The sequence below is a fragment of the Amycolatopsis sp. A133 genome, from assembly GCF_031082405.1.
Classification (GTDB): domain Bacteria; phylum Actinomycetota; class Actinomycetes; order Mycobacteriales; family Pseudonocardiaceae; genus Amycolatopsis.
This window is the reverse complement of sequence record NZ_JAVHJU010000025.1, coordinates 178,390-198,328: the sequence shown is the minus strand read 5'-3', so window position 1 is coordinate 198,328 and position 19,939 is coordinate 178,390. Positions and strand designations below refer to the sequence as shown.

Here is a 19,939-nt window from a genome sequence, read left to right as displayed (position 1 = left end):
TGCACTCAGTCTACTTGAGGAGTGCGTGATGACCGACGTCCTGATCGCCGGAGCCGGCCCGACGGGCCTGCTGCTCGCCGCGGAACTCGCCATGGCCGGGGTGTCCGTGACCGTTCTCGAACACCGGACCGGGCCGGGCCTCCCCCGCCCCGTCGGGCTCCAGCCCCGCACGGCCGAACTCCTGGAGATGCGCGGCCTGAACCCGGCGGATCCGCAGGCCGACGGCCCGAACGGGCACTTCGCCGGGCTCCCGGTGGCGCTGGACCACAGCGTCTGGCAGACCCGGCACCCGCGCGTGCTCAACCGGACCCAGGACGACGTCGAGGCGATGCTGGCCGCGCATGCGCTGGCGCACGGCGCGGTCATCGAGCGCGGCCACGAGGTCACGGCGGTCGAGGCCGACGCGGACGGCGTCACGGTCGACGGCCGCCGAGCACGCTGGCTGGTGGCCTGCGACGGCGCGCACAGCGCGGTCCGGCGGCTGCTCGGGGTGCCGTTCCCCGGCCGCACCGAGACTTACGTGGCCACGCTCGCGCACATCCGGCTCGCCGCCGCGTCCGAGCTGGTCCCGGCCCGCGCCGCGCACTTCAGCCAGGTCACCCGCCAGGTCGAGGGCCACTGGTCGATGCTGACGCCGCTCGGCGACGGCGGCCACCGGTTCGTGTTCGGCTCCACGAGGCACCAGCCGGGCCGCGACGCGCCCGTGTCGGACACCGAAGTCACCGAAGCGCTGACGGCGCTGTACGGCGCCGAGACGCGGCTGGGCGAGGTGTACGGCGCTTCGCGGTTCAACGACGCAACACGGCAGCTGGAGCAGTACCGGCACGGCCGGGTCCTGTTCGCCGGCGACGCCGCGCACATCCACCCGCCGCTCGGCGGGCAGGGGCTCAACCTGGGCGTCCAGGACGCGATGAACCTCGGCTGGAAGCTGGCCGCGACGGTCCGCGGCACGGCCCCGGCCGGGCTACTGGACACCTACCAGGCCGAACGCCACCCGGCCGCCGAGCGCGTCCTGCGGCACACGGCGGCGCAGCGCGTGTTCACGACGCCGGAGCGCAGCGAAAACGTCGAGGCGCTGCGCGAGATCGTCGTCGACCTCATGCGGCTGCCGGACGCCAACCGGTACTTCAGCGGGCTGCTGTCCGGCCTCGGCCTGAGCTACCCCGGCGCGCAGCGGGTCCCGGACCTCGACCTGACGACGGCGTCCGGGCCGACGCGGCTCTCGGCGTTGCTGCACGGCGGCCGCGGGCTGCTCCTCGACCTCGGCGACCACCCGGTGCCGCCGGGGTTCACCGGCCAGGTCGACCACGTGCGCGCGGCGACCGGCGAGGCCGGGTACCGCGGCACGCTGCTGCTGATCCGGCCGGACGGGTACGCCGTCGACCCCGCCGAACTGGGGCGCTGGTTCGGCTAGATGTTCTCGCCCGGCGGCATCAGGCACACCACGCGGAAGGGCGGACCGTGGTAGACCAGCACATCGTCGGCGTCTTCACAGTCCTTGCCGCCACGTGAACTGGAAAGGACCTCGACACGTTCCGTCGCCGCCGGGTCGGCGCAGCTCACCTTGGCGACCGTGGCGTCGTCTTCGACGTCGCGGAGGCAGTCGCCGGTGCGGACGTTCAGGGCGAGGCAGAGCGTCCGGCCGGAGCCGCTCGTGGTCTGGAAGCGCACGTAGCCGCTGGATGAGCAGGCCGAGCCTGTGCGATAGGAGTCCTCGACCTTGTACGTCGCGTTGTTCTCGCCACAGCCGACGCGGTGGTAGGCGAGCTTGCCGGTGCCCTCGTGCGTCAGGAACAGGCAGTCGCCCTCCGACGGCGGGCCGCTGCGGTCGAGCCAGTAGATGCCCATCGCCCCCAGCGAGCCCAGGCCCAGCGCGGCGACGACGCACGCGACCAGCGTGATCCGCACCTTCGTGGTGAACCAGTGCGGGATCTGCTGCTGCCCCGGCACCGGCGGCATCGGCTGTTGCCCCGGCATCGGTTGTTGCCCCGGTACCGGGAGCATCGGCGCGGGCGGCGGCGCGTGGTCCGGCGACCGGAACGGGTTGTCGTCGAACGGCGGTGTGGTCAACGTGCCCTCCAGTGATCCCCTCGGCACCTCGTCCCACCGGCGGACCGCGACGGGAGCGGGCCGGAGCGAGGCACGTATAACAGTAGTTGTGACTGATGGCCCGCTGATCGTCCAGTCCGACAAGACCGTGCTCCTGGAGGTCGACCACCCCCAGGCCGGCGACGCGCGCGTCGCGATCGCGCCGTTCGCCGAGCTCGAACGGGCGCCGGAGCACGTGCACACCTATCGGATCACGCCCCTGGCCTTGTGGAACGCGCGCGCCGCGGGCCACGACGCCGAGCAGGTCGTCGACGCGCTGACGACGTACTCGCGCTTCCCGGTGCCGCAGCCGCTGCTGATCGACGTCGTCGACGTCATGGGCCGGTTCGGGCGGCTGCAGATCGCCAACCACCCGGCGCACGGGCTCGTCATGTCGACCACCGACCGCGCGGTGCTGACCGAGGTCAGCCGGAACAAGAAGATCAGCCCGATGCTGGGGGCCCGGATCGACGAGGACACCGTCCTCGTCCACCCGTCCGAGCGCGGGCGGCTGAAGCAGGCGCTGCTGAAGGTCGGCTGGCCGGCCGAGGACCTCGCCGGGTACGTCGACGGCGAAGCGCACCCCATCGCCCTCGACGAGCAGAACTGGCACCTGCGCGACTACCAGCGGATGGCCGCGGAGGCGTTCTGGGCGGGCGGCTCCGGCGTCGTCGTGCTGCCGTGTGGCGCCGGGAAGACGCTGGTCGGCGCGGCGGCGATGGCCCGCGCCCAGGCGACGACGCTGATCCTGGTGACGAACACGGTCGCCGGGCGGCAGTGGAAGCGCGAGCTGATCGCGCGGACGTCGCTGACCGAGGAGGAGATCGGCGAGTACTCCGGGGAGAAGAAGGAGATCCGGCCGGTCACCATCGCCACATACCAGGTGATCACCCGCAAGACCAAGGGCGAGTACCGGCACCTGGAGCTGTTCGACTCGCGGGACTGGGGCCTGGTCGTCTACGACGAGGTGCACCTGCTGCCGGCGCCGGTGTTCCGGATGACGGCGGACCTGCAGTCGCGGCGGCGCCTCGGCCTGACCGCGACGCTGGTGCGCGAAGACGGCCGCGAAGGCGACGTCTTCTCGCTGATCGGGCCGAAGCGCTACGACGTCCCGTGGCGCGACATCGAGGCGCAGGGCTGGATCGCGCCGGCGGAGTGCACCGAGGTCCGCGTGACGCTGACCGACGCGGAGCGGCTCGAGTACGCCACGGCCGAGGCCGACGAGCGGTACAAGCTGGCGGCGACGGCGCTGACGAAGACCCCGGTGATCAAGTCGATCGTGGCCAAGCACGCCGGCGAGCCGACGCTGGTCATCGGCGCCTACCTCGACCAGCTGGAGATGCTCGGCGACGAGCTCGACGCCCCGGTGATCCAGGGCGCGACCCGCAACAAGGAGCGCGAGGAGCTGTTCGACAAGTTCCGGCGTGGCGAGATCAAGACGCTGGTGGTGTCGAAGGTCGCGAACTTCTCGATCGACCTGCCCGAAGCGTCGGTGGCGATCCAGATCTCGGGCACGTTCGGCTCGCGGCAGGAGGAGGCCCAGCGGCTGGGCCGGCTCCTGCGTCCGAAGGGCGACGGGCGGCAGGCGCACTTCTACTCGATCGTCTCGCGCGACACGGTCGACACGGAGTACGCGGCGCACCGGCAGCGGTTCCTGGCGGAACAGGGCTACGCGTACCACATCGTGGACGCGGACGACCTGCTCCGGCCGCTCTGAGCCGGGTACCGCAGAACGGCGGCTGTAGCCGTCCGGCTGGGGCAGGTCGAGCTTTCTCCAGGACGGCCCGTTCGCGCTCGGTCAGCCGGAGCTCGTCACCCCGGAGGGCGTCGCTCAGCTGTCTCTTCTGCCGGTGGCACCACCCCTTCGGCGCAGCGACGTGTCACAGCAACATCTTGCGTCACATGCGTCCCAGAAACGCGCTGACCTGCAACTTTGCGGATTCACTCGAACGGATGAGCGGGCAAAACGCTGGAAATTGTCGGACCCTCGAACTATTGTTCGAAGTGCAGCAACCGAACACAAGTTCGAGGGGACGTCCATGACGATCGCACCGCTCCGCCCCGGTACGCCCGCGCCGCCGGTCCAGACCCTGCCACCGGGGTCGTGGCACGGCCGGCTGTGGGTGTCCGACCTGCCGCTGACCCGGCCCGAGCGCTACCTCGGCTGCGTGGCCGAGTTCGAGCGGTCCGGGCTGTGGCCGGTGCTGATCCCCCACGACCAGCGGTTCGCGGCGAACGGTGAGGACTGGATCGACGACCGCGGCCGGCTCGCCCCGGCAGGCCACCGCGTGGCCACGGCCGACCCGGCCGGAGCGCTGGCCCGCTGGTGGGACGGGTCCTGCTGCGACGGCGCGTGCCTGAGGCCGTTCGGAGCACGGTTCCCGGGGCTGGCCAAGCGCAGCCCGCGCAGGTCGGACCCGCTGGCGGAGGCGGGCAACACGGGCTCGATCCTGGCGACCCGAGCGCCCCACCGGCTCGGCCTGGTGCAGACCGAGCGGCCGGCCGACATCCCGGCACTGCTGGGCTGGACGGGCATGATCAAGTGCACCGACCAGGTGGCCGAGCTGTCGGCGGTGCTGCGCAGCTGGGAGGACCGCTTCGGGGCAACGCTGGTGGTCTTGGGGTTCGACGCGATCGAGCTGTCGGTGGCGGCACCGCCGAGGAACCAGGCGCGCGCGCTGACGGTGGCGGCGGAGCACCGGGCGTTCAGCCTGCCGACCTTTGCCGGGCAGCCGGGGAATCTGCGGGAGTACGCGTCGGGGCTGGTGCAGTCGAGGCATTGGCGGTTTTCCTGGGCTTGAGGGTTTGGGTCGGGGGGCCGAGGTTCCGAGGGCCGGAGGGCTGGGCCGGGTAGGGCCGGGCCGGGAGGGGCTGTCGAGGCTGGGTGGGCCGGCGCCGGCGCCGGAGCGGGCCGGGCCGGGCCGGGAGGGGCTGTTGAGGCAGGCCGGGGGCCGGGGGCCGGGGGCCGGGGGCCGGGGGCCGGGGGCCGGGGGCCGGGGGCCGGGGGCCGGGGGCCGGGGGCCGGGGGCCGGGGGCCGGGGGCCGGGGGCCGGGGGCCGGGGGCCGGGGGCCGGGGGCCGGGGGCCGGGGGCCGGGGGCCGGGGAAGCATGGTTGCGGTCTTGGCACTGCTGCGGAACTTCGCTTTCGTGATGCATCCCTCTGCTCTCGGAGCTGGGACCGCGGCCGGTGACCGCGCCGCGGCACACCCGCACTGGCGGCGCACCTCGGCCTCGCGCCGAATCCCAGCTCGCTCGACCCGCAGCCGCGCGCTCCGCAGCCGTGCACTCCGCGTTCCCAGCGCGGGCGAACTCCGCCACCCAGCCCGCGCCTCCGCACCGCAGCAACCCAACGCCCCGCGACCCGCCGCGAACCCCTCCGGGAGGCCACTACTTGAGCCATCACTCCAAAGGCCCAATCAGACGTGCGTCCACCAAATTGGGTCGCTTGTCCTAACCCCCGGTCCACCGGTCCGACCGGCGTCGCGTTTGGAGATCCGGGCGAGCGGGAATCATCCCGCGCGGAAAGGCGGTGAGGGCGATCGCCGAGATCCGGATCGGGACTTCGGGGTGGCGTTATCCCCCGTGGCGCGGGGTCTTCTACCCACCCAAGCTCGCTCAGCGGCGGGAGCTCGAATACCTGTCGCGGCGGATGAACGCCGTGGAAATCAACGGCTCCTTCTACTCGCTTCAACGCCCCGAGCGGTACCGGGCCTGGTTTGACGAGACCCCCGCCGACTTCCTCTTTGCCGTCAAGGGCGGGCGCTTCATCACCCACATGAAGCAGCTTCGGGACGTTGAGACCGCTCTCGCGAACTTCTACGCCTCCGGCGTCCTTGCCCTCGGTGCGAAACTCGGGCCCTTCCTCTGGCAGCTCCCGCCGAGGCTGGCCTTCGATCCCGATCGGCTCGAGAACTTCTTCGCCCTCCTGCCTCGGACCACCACCGAGGCTGCCCAGCTCGCCACGAAGCACGACGACAAGCTGAAGGGCACGCCGTACCTCGAAGCCGGCGCGAAAAGACCACTGCAGCACGCGCTGGAGGTCCGGCACCCGAGCTTTGCCGAGCCCGCCGCGAAAGAGCTGCTGCGGGCGCATGGGATCGCCCTCGTTGTTGCCGATACCGCCGGGAAGTGGCCGTTCCTCGAAGACCAGACCGCCGGCTTCGCCTACGTCCGGCTGCACGGCGACAAGGAGCTCTACGTCAGTGGCTACTCCGACCGTGCCCTGCGCACCTGGGCCAAGAAGATCCAGGCCTGGCACGACGGTGGGCGGCGGGATGTGCACGTCTACTTCGACAACGACGTCAAAGTGGAGGCTCCGCGCAACGCCGAATGCCTGGCCGATCTGCTCGGGGTGGCCCCGCCCACGAGACAGTGAGTGGACAGTGAGCGCTTTCCTTTTAACTGGTCGCGTGGGCCGGACCGGCTTGCGTGCTGCCGCTGGGGGTCGGCACGTGAGCCGGTCTCAACCGCCCACGATGACCAGTGCCGCCAGTTTGGCCCTCACGTCGTCCGCGTCCGGGTGGCTCAGCTCCGTCAGCAGGCGCACCGACCTGAGCCAGCACTCGCGGGCCTGGGCCGCGTCGCCGTGGCGGAGGTGGATCGTGCCCAGCTGGGCCAGGACGTCCGCCGCTTCGTACTGCTCGCCCATGGCGAAGAACATCTCCACCGACGCGCGGATGCACACGATTCCCTCGTCGAGCCGGCCGAGGCCGACCAGGGCCAGGCCGCGCGTGTGCTGCGTGAACCGCGTGTCCACCGGGCGGCCGTCCGGGCCGAGGATCGCCAATGCCTCGTCGGCCAGGCGCAGTGCCTGCTCGTGATCGCCCATCGACGTGCAGATGTCGCCGAGCGCCCGCAGCACGCTCGCCTCGAAGTGCTCCAGCCCCAGCTCGCGGACGATCTCCAGCGCCTGCACGCCGTGTTCGTACGCCCAGGCGCAGTCCTCGAGGTTGTGCGCCGCCAACGCCAGGTTGTAGTGGGCCCGCGCCTCTCCCTCGCGCGCCCCGAGCTCACGCTGGATCGCGAGCACCTGCTCCAGGTACCGCCGGGACTCGGCGTACTGCCGGGCGACGCCGTTGACGACGCCGAGCCCGCTCAAGATCCCCGCCTCGCCGGGCCGGTGGCCGCTCGCCCGCGCGGCTTCGAGCGCCACCGCGAACACCGACCGCCAGTCGTCGAGCCGGGAGCGCGTCACGAAGTGGCTTTGCAGGAGCCAGGCCAGCTTCCAGCAGACGTCGTCGCGGCCGCGGCGCCGCGCCAGGTGCACCGCGGCGATGAGGTTGCCGGACTCTTCGCCGAACCAGTCCAGCGCGTCGTGGTACTCGGGAAACGCAAAGCCGCCGTCGAGGTCGTCGAGGTCCAGCAGCCGGTAGTAGCGCTCCGGCCGCATCCGGCGTGACGCGTTCAGCGCCGACGCCAGGTACCAGCTCAGCAACCGGTCCGACGCCGCATCGCGCTGCGAAGCCGAGTCCACTTGCGAAGCCGCTTCGCCGGCGTACGCCCGGATGAGGTCGTGGAACTGGTAGCGGCCCGGCCGCGGCTGGGCCAGCAAGTGGGCGGCGGACAGGGTTTCGAGCATCGGCCGGGTCGCCGCGACGTCCAGCCCGGCGACCGCGGCCGCCGCCGGCACGGTGAAGTCGACGCCGGGGTGCAGCCCGAGCAGCCGCAGCAGCCGGGCCGTCGACGGCTGCAGCGCCTGGTAGGAGTACGAAAGCACCGACCGGATGTTGGTGCCTTCGCCGTCGGCGAGGTCGAACGAGCCGAGCAGATCGCTGTCGAGGGAGCCGGCGAACTCGTCCAGCGGCAGGTCCGGGAACTGCGCCGCGCGCACGGCGAGGATCCGGATCGCCAGCGGCAGCCCGCCGCAGTAGCGCACGAACCGCTCGGCCGCCGCCGGATCCCGGGCGACGCGGTCGAAGCCGATGGTGGCCGCCAGGAGCGCGACGGCGTCCTCGTCGCCGAGTTCCTCCAGCGCGATCCGGCGCGCGCCGTGCGTCGCGACCAGTGCGCGCAGCTGCCAGCGGCTGGTGATCAGGACCAGGCAGCCGGGCCCGGGCAGCAGCGGGCTCACCTGCTCGGTGCGGTTGGCGTTGTCCAGCAGGACCAGCAGCCGCCGTCCCGCGGTGTGCGTCCGCCAGCTCGCCGCGCGGCCGTCGAGGTCGCCGGGGATCGCCTCACCCGGCACGCCGAGCGCGGTGAGCATCGCCTCCAGCGCCGCGGACGGCTCGACCGGCTCGCCCGGGCCGTAGCCGCGCAGGTTGAGGTAGACCTGCCCACCGGGGAACCGGTCGGCGATCTCGTGCGCGAAGTGCACGGCCAGCGTCGTCTTGCCGATGCCGCCCATGCCTTCGACGGACGCGATCGGTGTCGACGTGCCCGCGTCGATCACCTCCGGCAGCAGCGCGTGCAACGCCTTGAGGTCGCACTCGCGCCCGGAGAACGTCCGCAGGTCGGCGGGCAGCTGGTGCGGTACCTGCGGCTCGACGCCGAGCCGGTAGCGCGCGAGCGCCCGGCCGGTACCGCTGTCGGCGCCGGTCAGGATCGCCTGGCGGGTGCGCTGCAGCGACGGCCCGGGGTCGAGTCCGAGCTCGTCGGCCAGGACGCCGCTGATCCGCCGGTACACCTCCAGCGCCTCGGCTTGGCGGCCCGAGCGGTACAGCGCGCTCATCAGCTGCTCGTGCAGCCGCTCGCGCAGCGGGTTCTCCCTGGTCAACCGGGTCAGTTCGGGGATGACGGTGCCGTACTCGCCGACTTCGAGCAGCGCGTCCGCCCACTGCTCGCGCACCCGCAGCCGTTCCTCGGCCAGCTGCCCGGCCTCGTCGCGGTGCAGCGCGTCGGACTCGACGTTGAGCAGCGCCGGCCCGCGCCACTGCGCGAGCGCCTCGGCGAAGTGCGCGGCCGCCCGGCGGCTCTCGCCGCGGTCCATCGCCGCTTTGCCGCGGGCGGCGAGCGCGCGGAAGCGGGTGAGGTCGAGCAGGTCGTCCGCGAGTTCGATCAGGTAGCCGCCGCTCTCCGTGCGGATCGAGACCTGGTCGCCCAGCGCCCGGCGCAGGCGCAGCACGTACGTCTGGAGCGCGCCCTTGGAGCGGCGGCGGTCGTCGTTCCACAGCCAGCGGCCGAGCTCGTCGACCGGCACGACCCGGTTCGCGCGCAGCAGCAACCCGGCCAGCACGATCAGCGGCCGGCTGCCCCCGAGCGGTACCGGGCGGCCGTCGGCCGTGACCTCGGCCGGACCCAGCACGCGGAAATCGAGGACCACGGGGTCATTCTGTCCGGAAACGCGCAGTTCGGCACCTGTTTGCGAGACCCGGCACGGTGGCATGATCGGCCTCGATGAAGGTCTACGCGATCCCCCTGCGCACCCGGTTCCGCGGTATCACCGTCCGTGAGGGCGTGCTGCTGCACGGCCCGGCGGGCTGGGGCGAGTTCTGCCCGTTCGCCGACTACTCCGACGCCGAGAGCGTGCCCTGGCTGCGGGCGGCGCGGGAAGCCACCGAAGCCGGCTGGCCGGCGCCGGTCCGCGACCGGGTCGAAGTGAACACGACGGTGCCGGTGGTGGGGCCGGAGAAGGCGCACGAGCTGGTCCGCGCGTCCGGCTGCCGCACGGCGAAGGTCAAGGTCGCCGACCCGCGGGTTTCCCTGGCGGACGACTGCGCGCGCGTGGAGGCGGTCCGCGACGCGCTCGGCCCGGACGGGGCGATCCGCGTCGACGCCAACATGGCGTGGGACGTCGACACGGCGGTGCGCGCGATCACCGACCTCGACAAGGCGGCGGGCGGGCTGGAGTACGCGGAGCAGCCGTGCCCGTCGATCGACGAGCTGGCCGCGGTGCGGCGCCGGGTGGACGTCCGGATCGCCGCCGACGAGTCGATCCGCCGTGCCGAGGACCCGCTGAAGGTGGCGGTCGCCGGAGCGGCGGACATCGCGGTGCTGAAGGTCGCCCCGCTGGGCGGCGTCCGGCGCGCGCTCGAGGTCGCCGAAGCGTGCGGGCTGCCGTGCGTGGTGTCGTCGGCGGTGGAGACGAGTGTGGGCCTGGCCGCGGGGCTCGCACTGGCCGGAGCGCTCCCCGAGCTGGAATTCGCTTGTGGACTGGGCACGATTTCGCTGCTGGCCGGGGATGTCTGCGCCGACCCGCTGTCCCCTGTGGACGGTTATCTGCCGGTCCTGCGCGAGGCACCGGCACCCACGGACGCGTACGCGGCACCGCCCGGAATCGCGGCGAACTGGGCAAACCGCCTGAACCGGGTCCACGGCTTGTCGTGAGTGGTAAGGAGGGTTAGAACCCTCTTTGCCACTCACGACCCCGAGGGCAAGTTCAGGGTCGGATCCGGGCCGTTCCCGATGTCGCCGGCGGCCGCCGGCAGACACCATTGAGCCATGACCAACAGCGTGTACACCCCGGAAACCAAGAAGCTCCGCCGCAGCCGGAGCGACAAGATGCTCACCGGTGTCTGCGGGGGCTGGGCCACCTACCTCGGCGTCGACGCCAACGTCCTGCGCATCGGCCTCGTCGCCGCCGTGTTCCTTTCGGTCGGCATCGCGATCCCGGTTTACGTCGCCGCCGCCATTCTGACGCCCGAAGAAGACTCCTGAAGCGGGGCGGGCGCCGGCTCACAGGGGGAGCCGGCGCCCGCCGGATGACGGGGGTGCACAAAACGAACGGCTCGGACGCCAGGGGACGTCCGGGCCGTTCGGCCGTCGCCGCTGGGCCGAGCGGCCCAAAACCCCGGCGCGGATCCCGTTCGAGGGGTTAGATTCGCGCTCGTGGATCACGGAAGCGCCGCCGCGAAGGTCGTTGTCGGGCTCTTGGGCGGGCTGTACCTGATCGCCGGGCTGGGGCTGACCGCCTTCGCCGCCTTCGCCGTGCTGTCCTCCGGCGACACCGGCGGGGTGAGCGCCGCCAAGACCGTGCTCTACACCTCCGCGGCGCTGGCGATCTGGGTCCTGCTCACCGGCATCGGCGCGATCGTCGTCGGGCTGGAAGCCGACGAGAAGAGCACCGCCTGGCTCGGGGGCCTCGGCGTGCTCGCGCTCGGCGTCGTGATCGTCGGCGCTTACGCCGTCTGGTTCTTCACCAAACCGTAGAGAAAAGCCCGGCCCGCCGAAGCGGACCGGGCTTTCCCGGAAAAAGCAGCCGGACTCAGAAGTCCATGCCACCCATGCCACCGGACGGGTCGGCGGGAGCGGCCGAAGCCTTCTCCGGCTTGTCCGCCACGACGGCCTCGGTGGTCAGGAACAGCGCCGCGATGGACGCGGCGTTCTGCAGCGCGGAGCGGGTGACCTTGGTCGGGTCCGGCACGCCGGCGGCGAGCAGGTCCTCGTAGACACCCGTGGCGGCGTTGAGGCCGTGACCCTGCGGCAGGCCCTTGACCTTCTCCACCACAACGCCGCCCTCGAGGCCGGCGTTGATCGCGATCTGCTTGAGCGGGGCCTCGACGGCCACCTTGACGATGTTGGCGCCAGTGGCCTCGTCGCCCTCGAGCTTCAGGCCCGCGAACGCGGCCTCGGCGGCCTGGATCAGGGCCACGCCACCACCGGCGACGATGCCCTCTTCCACGGCGGCCTTCGCGTTGCGCACCGCGTCCTCGATGCGGTGCTTGCGCTCCTTGAGCTCGACCTCGGTCGCGGCGCCGGCCTTGATGACGGCCACGCCGCCGGCCAGCTTCGCGAGCCGCTCCTGCAGCTTCTCGCGGTCGTAGTCCGAGTCCGAGTTCTCGATCTCGGCGCGGATCTGGTTGACGCGACCCTGGATCTGGTCGGCGTCGCCCGCACCCTCGACGATGGTCGTCTCGTCCTTGGTGATGACGGCCTTGCGGGCCTTGCCCAGCAGGGTCAGGTCCGCGTTCTCCAGCTTGAGGCCGACGTCCTCGGAGATGACCTGGCCACCGGTCAGGATCGCGATGTCCTGCAGGATCGCCTTGCGGCGGTCACCGAAGCCCGGGGCCTTGACGGCGACGGACTTGAAGGTGCCGCGCATCTTGTTGACGATCAGGGTGGCCAGGGCCTCGCCCTCGACGTCCTCGGCGATGATCAGCAGCGGCTTGCCGGACTGGATGACCTTCTCCAGCAGCGGCAGCACGTCCTTGACGGTGGAGATCTTGGAGCCGAAGAGGAGGATGTACGGGTCCTCGAGCTCGGCTTCCTGACGCTCCGGGTCGGTCACGAAGTAACCGGAAATGTAGCCCTTGTCGAAGCGCATGCCCTCGGTGAGCTCGAGCTCGAGACCGAAGGTGTTGCTCTCCTCGACGGTGACGACGCCTTCCTTGCCGACCTTGTCCAGCGCCTCGGCGATCAGCTCGCCGATGGTGCGGTCAGCGGCCGAGATCGAGGCGGTAGCAGCGATCTGCTCCTTGGTCTCGATCTGGACGGCCATCTTGTGCAGCTGCTCGATGATGGCCTCGACGGCCGCCTCGATGCCGCGCTTCAGGCTGATCGGGTCGGCGCCGGCGGCAACGTTGCGCAGGCCTTCCTTGACCAGGGCCTGGGCGAGCACGGTGGCGGTGGTGGTGCCGTCACCCGCGACGTCGTCGGTCTTCTTGGCAACTTCCTTGACGAGCTCGGCCCCGATCTTCTCGAACGGGTCTTCGAGTTCGATCTCCTTGGCGATGGAGACACCGTCGTTGGTGATGGTCGGCGCGCCCCACTTCTTTTCGAGCACGACGTTCCGGCCCCGCGGGCCGAGGGTCACCTTGACGGCTTCGGCGAGGATGTTCAAGCCGCGCTCAAGACCGCGGCGGGCGTCCTCGTCGAACGCAATCAGTTTGGCCATTGCGGTGTGGTCCTCCGATATTGGGCGCCACCGCCGCGCTGGTCTACAGCGGCGGCAGCAGGACTCTTTTCCTAGGCCAGGCTCGGTGCCCGCGACGGACGACCGGACCCGCATGGGGCCAGCCTCACCGTCCCGACCTTTGGCACTCGACGGCGTCGAGTGCCAACTCCGTGTTTAGCACTCTCGGAGGGAGAGTGCAAGAAGACCTGCTCAGCGCCGCCCGGATTTCAGGAACTCGGCTTGATGCTGATCGACGTCGGGGGTGCGTTGAGCGACGAGGAGGGCGCGTTGCTCTGCGAGCCGCCGCCCGGGCCGACCGGGATCTCCGGGGCCGTCGTCTGGCTGCCGCCGCCTCCGCTGCCGCTGCCGTTGAAGAGGAAGATCGCCCCCACGATCAGGCCGGCGACCACGACGAGGCCCAGCACGATGAAGATCCACTTCTTGCCACCGCCGCTCTTCGGCTGGTGGAACGCGCCCGCGCCGCCCGCCGGCATCGGCGGACGCAGCCGCATCGGGTCCTGGCCGTAGCCCTGCGGCGGCATGCCGGGCATGCCCTGCTGCTGCGGGTAGCCGTAGCCCGGCGGCGGGCCCTGGGGCGGCATGCCCGGCGGCATCCCGGGCGGAGGGCCCTGCGGAGCGCCCTGCTGGGGGTAGCCGTACCCGGGCGGCGGGCCCTGCGGGGGCGGCCCCTGGGGCGGCGGGCCCTGCGGTCCGGGCCCCTGGCCGTAGCCGGGCTGCTGCTGTCCTCCGTACGGGTGCACGGGGGCCCCCTCTCCCTGCGGTGCGCTGTTCTGGTGCGGCCCCTGTTGTACCTGACCAGCACGGTGCGGCGCGGGGATTCCGCCCGAATGGGACCCCGGCGGGCCCGGCGGGGTGTCCGACGTCGCCAGCGGGCCGAGCGCGCGGCGCGCGGCCGCGACCATTTCGACGCAGCTGGAGTAGCGGTCCGCGGGGTTCTTCGCCATCCCCTTGCGGATGACCTCGTCGATCGCCGGCGGCAGCGCGACGGCGCGGGAGATGGCGGGCGGCTCGCCGTTGAGGTGCCCCTTGATCACCGTCGGCACGTCACCCTTGAAGGGCGGGCTGCCGGTGAGGCACGCGTAGAGGACGCACGTCAGCGCGTACTGGTCGGTGCGCCCGTCCAGCGGCTCCCCGCGCAGGTGCTCGGGGGCCGCGTACGTGGGCGAGCCGAGGAAGTCGCCGCCGCGCGTCCGGTGCCCGGTCGCGCCGCGCCGCGTCAGCCCGAAGTCGGCGACGTACACGTGCTCGCGCGCGGTCTCCTTCTTCGTCACGAGCACGTTCGCCGGTTTGACGTCGAGGTGGACCAGACCACGGTTGTGCAGTGTGTCGAGGGCGTCCGCGACCTGGTCGAGCATGGTCAGGGTGCGCGCGGGCCCGATGGCACCGCCGGCGATCAGCGCGGCGAGGTCGCCGCCGTCCACCATGCGCATGGCGATGTAGAGCATGCCGTCGAGCTCGCCGAAGTCGTACAGCGGCACGACATTGGCGTGGTCGATCGCGGACGTGTTGCGCGCCTCGTCGACGAACCGTTCCCGGAACTCGGCGTCGGCCCCGAGGTGGTCACCGATGACCTTCAGGGCCACCTTGCGGCCGAGCCGCACATCCGTGGCCTTGTAGGTCACGCTCATGCCGCCTTTGCCGAGCACCCCGTCGATGCGGTAGTTGCCCAGCCGGCGACCGGTGAGGTCCCCCGACACATCGCCTGTCACGCCCGCAGCCTAACGCCCCTGGTTCGGCGCCTGCCGGGGGTTCACCGATCACCCGGCAGGGCGCCTACGAAACTTTCCGTACGTCGGCTGCCTGGCTACGGCCGTCGCGGCCCGACTGCACTTCGAACTCGACGCGGTCGCCTTCGTCCAAAGTGCGGAATCCTTCGGACTGGATGGCCGAATAGTGGACGAACACGTCCGGCCCCTCCGTGGATTCGATGAACCCGTAGCCTTTTTCCGAGTTGAACCATTTGACGGTGCCGACAGCCACGGCGCCCTCCCTCAGCACAAAGGATCCGCTGGCCCGAGCGGATGCCAGCGGCGGAGTGTCAATCACGCTACCGGAATTATTCCCCTCGGCAATGGGCAATTCGTCCGAAGATCACGAACCCGAAAGGCGCCGGTTCCGCGCGTGCACGAGCACCGTCCCGGGACCCGCGAAGTCGAGGGCGAGCCCTTCGCCGGTGCGCAACGACTGCGGCCCGCCCGGATCGAGGGCCCGCAACCGGCACTGGATGGTGTCGGGGTAGGCCAGCAGGTAGTCCGGGCGGACCGTGACGAGCTCGCCCTTGCCGAGCTCGAACGCGTCCACCGGGCCGGGCGCGGCCAGCACGAGCGGCCCCGTTCCGCTGTAGTGCTCGAGGAACCCCGAATCGGCGCCGAAGAGCTGCTGCAGCGGCACCCAGCCGGTGTCGTGCCGGACCGACGACGGCTGCACCAGCACCGCGTCGCGGTGCACCGACCAGCCCGTGCCGCCGCTCAGGTCGAGCGGGTAGACGTCGCCGGGGCGCAGCGGCGCGAAGTCGATCCAGCCGCCGTCGGACGGCGCGGTGTAGACGGCTGTCGCGGGCTTGCCCGCGCGGACGCCGCCGCGGCCCGCCGGTGTCTCGGTGACCCCGAACCGGCTGGCGAGCAGGGTTTCCGGCGCGGCCCGCACGGCCTCGCCCGGGTCGAGCAGGACGCGGGCGACGCCGAAGGCGGGGGTGTGCCGGGTCTGGACGCGCATCAGCGTGACGGGACGTGGGAGATGATCCAGCCGATCAGCGCGGACGGGTTGCGCGTCTGCGTCATGATCTGGCCGGGGCCGACGAAGTCGAACACGAGGCCTTCGCCGCTCTTCATCGACTGGATGATGCCCTGGGCGACCTTCCGGATCTGGTACTGCACGGTGTCGGCGTACGCGACGACGTGCCCGGTGTCGACGGTCACCATCTCGCCCTGCTGCAGCGTGATGGTCTCGACCGCGCCGTAGCAGCTGACGAGCAGCTGGCCCTGGCCGGTGGCGTGGGTCAGGAAGCCGCCCTCGCCGCCCATCAGGTTCTTCATCCCGCCCCACTTGGTTTCGGTCTGCACGCCGTGCGACGACGCGAGCCAGCAGCCGCGGGTGACGGCCCAGCCGGTGCGGCCGTCGAGGGTGAGCACCTGGATGTCGCCGGGCAGGTTGGCGGAGACGTCGACCCAGCCGCCGTTCGGCGGTGCGGTGAACGTGGAGATGAAGAAGGACTCGCCGGAGAGGAAGGCGCGGCCGAGGCCCTTCATGATCCCGCCCTGCGCCTGCGACTGGACCTGCACGCCGTAGCTGGTGGCCATCATCGCGCCGGACTCGACCTGGCACGGCTCGCCGGGCGCCAGCATCAGCCGGGCGACGGCGAACGAAGGCTGTTGACGGATTCCGACCTGCATGCGTGCTCCCCTGAGGCGTGCCTGTGACGGGGCAGAGTCTTGCACGAGCCCGGAACCCGGGGAGGATGGTCCGGTGATCTCCGTCGACGACTACCGCGACCGGGTTGCCGCACTACTGGGCACCTCTCCCGCGACCACGCTGCCCCTCGCCGCCGCGGCCGGCCTCGTCCTGGCCGAAGACGTGCGCGCCGGCGTCTCGCTGCCGCCCTTCGACAACTCCGCGATGGACGGCTACGCGGTCCGCGCCGCCGATGTCGAAGCGGCTCCGGTGACCCTGCCGGTCGCCGACGACATCCCGGCGGGCCGGGTCGACGTCCGGCCTCTGGCCCCCGGGACCGCGCACCGGATCATGACCGGCGCGCCGCTGCCGCCGGGCGCGGACGCCGTCGTGATGGTCGAGGACACCGACGGCGGCACGGAAACGGTGACGATTTCGGCGTCCGCCCGCGAAGGCGCGCACATCCGCCGGACCGGCGAGGACGTCCTGGCCGACAGCATCGCGTTGCACGCCGGAACGGTGCTCGGCCACTCGCAGCTGGGCCTGGCGGCCGCCGTCGGGCTCGCCGAGGTGCGGGTGCACCGGCCGCTGCGGGTCGTGGTGGCCTCGACCGGCACCGAGCTGATCGACGCGCCCGCGCCGCTGCGCCACGGCCAGATCTACGAGTCCAACAGCGTGATGCTCGCGGCGGCGATCCGCGACCTCGGCTGCGAGGTCGAGGTGGTCCGCAGTGTCGTCGACGACGTCGACGAGTTCCGCAAGGTCATCGTGCCGAAGCTGGCCGACGCCGACCTGCTGGTCACCTCCGGCGGCGTCAGCGCGGGCGCGTACGAAGTGGTGAAGGACGCCCTGACCGGTCAGGGCGTCGAGTTCGCGAAGGTCGCGATGCAGCCGGGCGGGCCGCAGGGCTGCGGGCGCTGGCAGGGCGTGCCCGTGGTGACGCTGCCCGGCAACCCGGTCAGCGTGCTGGTGTCGTTCGAGGCGTTCCTGCGCCCGGCGATCCTCACGGCGCTGGGCCACACCGACGTCTCCCGCAGGCGGGTCCGGGCCCGGTTGACCGAGGCGATGACCTCACCCGGCGGGCGCCGCCAGTACCGCCGGGGCGTCTTCACGCCGTCCGAGCGCGAGGTCACCGGGATCGTCGGACCGCGCGGCGGGCCGGGCTCGCACCTGCTGGCGGCGTTCACCCAGGCCAACTGCCTGATCGTGCTCCCGGAGGACGTCACGTCGGCAGCGGTTGGCAACGAGGTGGACGTCCTGCTGCTCTGACCGGGAAGTCCCGCAGCTTCGCCAGCGGGGCGAGCAGCACCAGCGCGGCCACCAGCACCACGGCCGCCACCCAGAGCGTCGCGCGGACGCCGATCACTTCGCCGAGCACGCCGCCGAGGACGCCGGCCAGCGGGATGGTGCCGTAGTTCACGATCGCGGCGCTGGAGCTGATCCGGCCGTACAGCTCGGGCGGGCAGTACTGCTGCCGGAACGTCGTGGTCAGCACGTTCGAAGCGACGACACCGGTGCAGACGCCGAACACGGCGAGGACGGCCAGGGCGAGTCCCCAGCCGGGGCTGCTCAGCGGTCCGAGGAACAGCATCGGTGCCGCGAACACCTCGCAGAGCAGGAACGCGCGGGCGGTGCCGAAGCGTGCGCCGAGCCGTCCGGCCAGCAGCGCGCCGAGCACTCCGCCGGAGGCGGCGAGCGCCATGACCAGGCCGACCACGCCGGGGCTCGCGCCGAGCGTGCGGGACAGGAAGACGACCTGGATCGAGCTGTACCCGGTGAGCGCGAGGTTCGACACGGCGCCGAACGTCATCAGCGTCCGGAGGTAGCGGTCCCGGGTCACGAACCGCAGTCCCTCGGCGATCTGGCTGCGCAACGGCGTCCGCTTCGCCGCGACGACGGTTTCACGCACCCGGATCGCGCGCACGCACAGCACGGAGACGCCGAAGCTAGCCGCGTCCACCAGGATGCCGCTGACCGGGCCGAAGGCCTGCGCCAGCAACCCGGCCAGGCCGGGGCCGGCGACCTGCGTCGCGGATTCACTGCCGTCCAGCTTCGCGTTGCCTTCGAGCAGGTCGTCCTCGCCCACCAGCGTCGGGAGGTAGGCCCGGTAGGCGAGGCTGAAGAACACCTTGGCGACCCCGCCGAGCAGGGCCGCGGCCAGCAGGTACGGCATGGTGAGCGCCCCGAAGGCGGCCACGACCGGGACACTGCCGAACACCGCCATCGACACCGTGTTGCAGACCAGCATGACCGGGCGCTTCGGCAGCCGGTCGACCCAGGCGCCGGCCGGCAGGCCGATCACCAGCCACGGCAGCCAGGCCACCGCGGTCAGCAGCGCGACCTGGAAGGTGCTCGCCTGCAGGGTGAGCACCGCGACCAGCGGCAACGCCGTCGACGCGACCATGCTGCCGAGCATGCTCGTGGTCTCGCCGGTCCAGAGCAGCCGGAAGTCCCTGTTCCCCCAGAGCCCCTTCACGGCTTGCCCAGCGACGCTCGCGCGGCGAAGAAGACCGGACGGCGTTCGACGCCGTCACCGGGTTCGGTGCGGTTCTCGAACTCGCTGATCAGGAGGAAGATCCGCTCGTTGAGCTCGTCGAGCTCCTCCTTGGACAGCCGCACCCACGTGTCGATGCTGAACGGCGCACCGCGCCATTCCTCGGGGTAGGTCTCCCGGCCGGCGATCCACTCGCGGGCGATGGCCGTCTGGTGGTCGAGCACGAGCACCTCGGCGGCTTCGGCGACCGGGTCGCCGGGGAAGTCGGCCGCGGCCCACCGCAGGGTCTTCGCACTGCGTTTCCACCAGCGTTCCCGCTGGTCGCGGGCCAGTTCCGGAGCCTCTTCGACCAGCTTCGCCGCGGCCAGGACCTTCATGTGGTGGCTGACGTTGCCGACCGCTTGGCCGGTCTTCGCGGCGAGCATCGACGCCGTCGCCGGGCCGTCCAGGTGGAGCAGCTCCAGTAGCCGGCGCCGCAGCTGGTGGGACATGGCGGCCAGCACCTTCGAATCCCGGATCTCCCGGATGTCGTCGCTCATGACGCACAAGATTAGTTGTACAATACTTCTTGTGCAATGGACGTTGTACATTGGCTCGCGTAAGCTCCGGCCATGGGTTTCGTCGCATGGGTGATCTTCGGCGCGATCGTCGGCTGGGCCGCGAACCTGGTCGTCGGCGGACGGACGCGACGGCGACAGGGATGCCTGGTCAGCGTGCTCGTCGGCGTGGTCGGCGCGGCGCTGGGCGGGCTGCTCTACCGGATCGCGACGGGCCAGGCCAAGACGTTCGACTTCGACTTCCCCAGCTTCGGCGTGGCCATCCTCGGCGCGGTGGTGCTGCTGGCGATCCTGCGGCTCACGAGCGGCCTCGCCCGGCGTCCGAGTGACCATTGATAACTTTTGCCCGGCGAACCTGATCAACGGGCAAGCCGCCGCTAAACTGCTCCCTCACGCGCATCTCCCGGTGGCCGGGTGCGTGCGCCGTCGGGGGGCGGATGCACCCGGCCTCCTTTCTTCGCCTCCCCGGCCTTCTTCGCCTCGATGACGACGTCGACCGCGCGCAGCGGGTCGACGAGCGACGGCACGGGCACCTCGTCGATCTCCCGACGCCACGCGCCCAGGAGCTCGCGAAGCCGGGCTTCGGCGGGATCGCGCAGGTCGTTCATCGGTCCTCACAGG

Annotated in this window: 19 protein-coding genes; 9 read left to right on the top strand and 10 right to left on the bottom strand. The window is 71.7% G+C overall.

Annotation, left to right across the window (positions count from 1 at the left end; genetic code table 11):
* The first annotated feature begins 28 nt into the window (after nucleotides 1–28).
* Nucleotides 29–1,414, top strand: coding sequence for an FAD-dependent oxidoreductase (locus Q5425_RS19720; protein ID WP_308673715.1), 1,386 nt, complete (start codon nucleotides 29–31; stop codon nucleotides 1,412–1,414).
* Here Q5425_RS19720 and Q5425_RS19715 read toward each other — a convergent pair.
* Nucleotides 1,411–2,070: a hypothetical protein gene (locus tag Q5425_RS19715; RefSeq protein ID WP_308673714.1), complete on the bottom strand. Its 660-nt coding sequence runs from the start codon at nucleotides 2,068–2,070 to the stop codon at nucleotides 1,411–1,413. The two genes, Q5425_RS19720 and Q5425_RS19715, sit on opposite strands and share 4 nt — an antisense overlap.
* Before the next feature lie 88 nt (nucleotides 2,071–2,158).
* Between Q5425_RS19715 and Q5425_RS19710 the strand changes: the two genes are divergently transcribed.
* The 3 genes from Q5425_RS19710 (at nucleotide 2,159) to Q5425_RS19700 (ending at nucleotide 6,463) form a co-directional block, all read left to right on the top strand.
* Entirely contained in the window at nucleotides 2,159–3,805 is a 1,647-nt protein-coding gene (locus tag Q5425_RS19710; protein WP_308673713.1) for a DNA repair helicase XPB, read from the top strand.
* A gap of 322 nt (nucleotides 3,806–4,127) precedes the next feature.
* The gene (locus Q5425_RS19705) at nucleotides 4,128–4,889 is read left to right on the top strand and encodes a DUF4253 domain-containing protein (RefSeq protein ID WP_308673712.1); all 762 of its coding nucleotides are present in this window, start codon (nucleotides 4,128–4,130) and stop codon (nucleotides 4,887–4,889) included.
* Between the two features lie 728 nt (nucleotides 4,890–5,617).
* On the top strand, nucleotides 5,618–6,463 hold the full coding sequence (locus Q5425_RS19700; RefSeq protein WP_308673711.1) for a DUF72 domain-containing protein: 846 nt from the start codon (nucleotides 5,618–5,620) through the stop codon (nucleotides 6,461–6,463).
* An 87-nt stretch (nucleotides 6,464–6,550) separates the two neighbouring features.
* Here Q5425_RS19700 and Q5425_RS19695 read toward each other — a convergent pair whose 3' ends face one another.
* Nucleotides 6,551–9,346 (bottom strand): BTAD domain-containing putative transcriptional regulator, encoded by a 2,796-nt coding sequence (locus Q5425_RS19695; RefSeq protein WP_308673710.1) that lies wholly within the window; start codon nucleotides 9,344–9,346, stop codon nucleotides 6,551–6,553.
* Between the two features lie 74 nt (nucleotides 9,347–9,420).
* On the opposite strand from Q5425_RS19695, the gene Q5425_RS19690 reads away from it, so the two are divergent.
* The 3 genes from Q5425_RS19690 to Q5425_RS19680 all read left to right on the top strand — a co-directional run bounded on the left by Q5425_RS19690 (nucleotide 9,421) and on the right by Q5425_RS19680 (nucleotide 11,172).
* On the top strand, nucleotides 9,421–10,350 hold the full coding sequence (locus tag Q5425_RS19690) for an o-succinylbenzoate synthase (protein ID WP_308673709.1): 930 nt from the start codon (nucleotides 9,421–9,423) through the stop codon (nucleotides 10,348–10,350).
* Between the two features lie 114 nt (nucleotides 10,351–10,464).
* Nucleotides 10,465–10,680 (top strand): PspC domain-containing protein, encoded by a 216-nt coding sequence (locus Q5425_RS19685; RefSeq protein WP_308673708.1) that lies wholly within the window; start codon nucleotides 10,465–10,467, stop codon nucleotides 10,678–10,680.
* 171 nt (nucleotides 10,681–10,851) lie between these two features.
* Nucleotides 10,852–11,172 (top strand): hypothetical protein, encoded by a 321-nt coding sequence (locus tag Q5425_RS19680; protein WP_308673707.1) that lies wholly within the window; start codon nucleotides 10,852–10,854, stop codon nucleotides 11,170–11,172.
* Between the two features lie 55 nt (nucleotides 11,173–11,227).
* Here Q5425_RS19680 and groL read toward each other — a convergent pair whose 3' ends face one another.
* The 5 genes from groL to Q5425_RS19655 all read right to left on the bottom strand — a co-directional run bounded on the left by groL (nucleotide 11,228) and on the right by Q5425_RS19655 (nucleotide 16,269).
* Complete coding sequence (gene groL / locus Q5425_RS19675) at nucleotides 11,228–12,856, bottom strand: chaperonin GroEL (protein WP_308673706.1); 1,629 nt, start codon at nucleotides 12,854–12,856, stop codon at nucleotides 11,228–11,230.
* 227 nt (nucleotides 12,857–13,083) lie between these two features.
* Entirely contained in the window at nucleotides 13,084–14,586 is a 1,503-nt protein-coding gene (locus Q5425_RS19670) for a serine/threonine-protein kinase (protein ID WP_308673705.1), read from the bottom strand.
* 64 nt (nucleotides 14,587–14,650) lie between these two features.
* Nucleotides 14,651–14,857, bottom strand: coding sequence for a cold-shock protein (locus tag Q5425_RS19665; RefSeq protein WP_003085446.1), 207 nt, complete (start codon nucleotides 14,855–14,857; stop codon nucleotides 14,651–14,653).
* Between the two features lie 111 nt (nucleotides 14,858–14,968).
* Nucleotides 14,969–15,592 carry an AIM24 family protein gene (locus Q5425_RS19660; protein ID WP_308673704.1) on the bottom strand — a complete coding sequence of 208 codons (624 nt, stop codon included), beginning with the start codon at nucleotides 15,590–15,592 and terminating at the stop codon, nucleotides 14,969–14,971.
* Complete coding sequence (locus Q5425_RS19655) at nucleotides 15,592–16,269, bottom strand: TIGR00266 family protein (RefSeq protein ID WP_308673703.1); 678 nt, start codon at nucleotides 16,267–16,269, stop codon at nucleotides 15,592–15,594. Before Q5425_RS19655 ends, Q5425_RS19660 begins: the two co-directional genes overlap by 1 nt.
* A gap of 73 nt (nucleotides 16,270–16,342) precedes the next feature.
* Between Q5425_RS19655 and glp the strand changes: the two genes are divergently transcribed.
* Nucleotides 16,343–17,536, top strand: coding sequence for a gephyrin-like molybdotransferase Glp (gene glp, locus Q5425_RS19650; protein WP_308673702.1), 1,194 nt, complete (start codon nucleotides 16,343–16,345; stop codon nucleotides 17,534–17,536).
* Here the strand turns inward: glp and Q5425_RS19645 are convergent.
* Both Q5425_RS19645 and Q5425_RS19640 read right to left on the bottom strand, forming a co-directional pair.
* Complete coding sequence (locus tag Q5425_RS19645) at nucleotides 17,490–18,743, bottom strand: MFS transporter (protein WP_308673701.1); 1,254 nt, start codon at nucleotides 18,741–18,743, stop codon at nucleotides 17,490–17,492. The two genes, glp and Q5425_RS19645, sit on opposite strands and share 47 nt — an antisense overlap.
* Nucleotides 18,740–19,300 carry a helix-turn-helix domain-containing protein gene (locus tag Q5425_RS19640; RefSeq protein ID WP_308673700.1) on the bottom strand — a complete coding sequence of 187 codons (561 nt, stop codon included), beginning with the start codon at nucleotides 19,298–19,300 and terminating at the stop codon, nucleotides 18,740–18,742. Before Q5425_RS19640 ends, Q5425_RS19645 begins: the two co-directional genes overlap by 4 nt.
* 72 nt (nucleotides 19,301–19,372) lie before the next feature.
* Between Q5425_RS19640 and Q5425_RS19635 the strand changes: the two genes are divergently transcribed.
* Nucleotides 19,373–19,654, top strand: coding sequence for a GlsB/YeaQ/YmgE family stress response membrane protein (locus Q5425_RS19635; protein WP_308673699.1), 282 nt, complete (start codon nucleotides 19,373–19,375; stop codon nucleotides 19,652–19,654).
* A 41-nt stretch (nucleotides 19,655–19,695) separates the two neighbouring features.
* On the opposite strand, the gene Q5425_RS19630 is transcribed toward Q5425_RS19635, so the two are convergent.
* On the bottom strand, nucleotides 19,696–19,926 hold the full coding sequence (locus Q5425_RS19630) for a hypothetical protein (protein ID WP_308673698.1): 231 nt from the start codon (nucleotides 19,924–19,926) through the stop codon (nucleotides 19,696–19,698).
* Nucleotides 19,927–19,939: the final 13 nt, after the last annotated feature.

Coding starts and splice junctions, on each gene's coding strand:
- Q5425_RS19690 (WP_308673709.1), top strand. CDS start 9,421: ATGAAGGTCTACGCGATCCCCCTGCGCACCCGGTTCCGCGGTATCACC.
- Q5425_RS19630 (WP_308673698.1), bottom strand. CDS start 19,926: ATGAACGACCTGCGCGATCCCGCCGAAGCCCGGCTTCGCGAGCTCCTG.
- Q5425_RS19635 (WP_308673699.1), top strand. CDS start 19,373: ATGGGTTTCGTCGCATGGGTGATCTTCGGCGCGATCGTCGGCTGGGCC.
- Q5425_RS19705 (WP_308673712.1), top strand. CDS start 4,128: ATGACGATCGCACCGCTCCGCCCCGGTACGCCCGCGCCGCCGGTCCAG.
- Q5425_RS19640 (WP_308673700.1), bottom strand. CDS start 19,300: ATGAGCGACGACATCCGGGAGATCCGGGATTCGAAGGTGCTGGCCGCC.
- Q5425_RS19655 (WP_308673703.1), bottom strand. CDS start 16,269: ATGCAGGTCGGAATCCGTCAACAGCCTTCGTTCGCCGTCGCCCGGCTG.
- groL (WP_308673706.1), bottom strand. CDS start 12,856: ATGGCCAAACTGATTGCGTTCGACGAGGACGCCCGCCGCGGTCTTGAG.
- Q5425_RS19660 (WP_308673704.1), bottom strand. CDS start 15,592: ATGCGCGTCCAGACCCGGCACACCCCCGCCTTCGGCGTCGCCCGCGTC.
- Q5425_RS19685 (WP_308673708.1), top strand. CDS start 10,465: ATGACCAACAGCGTGTACACCCCGGAAACCAAGAAGCTCCGCCGCAGC.
- Q5425_RS19720 (WP_308673715.1), top strand. CDS start 29: ATGACCGACGTCCTGATCGCCGGAGCCGGCCCGACGGGCCTGCTGCTC.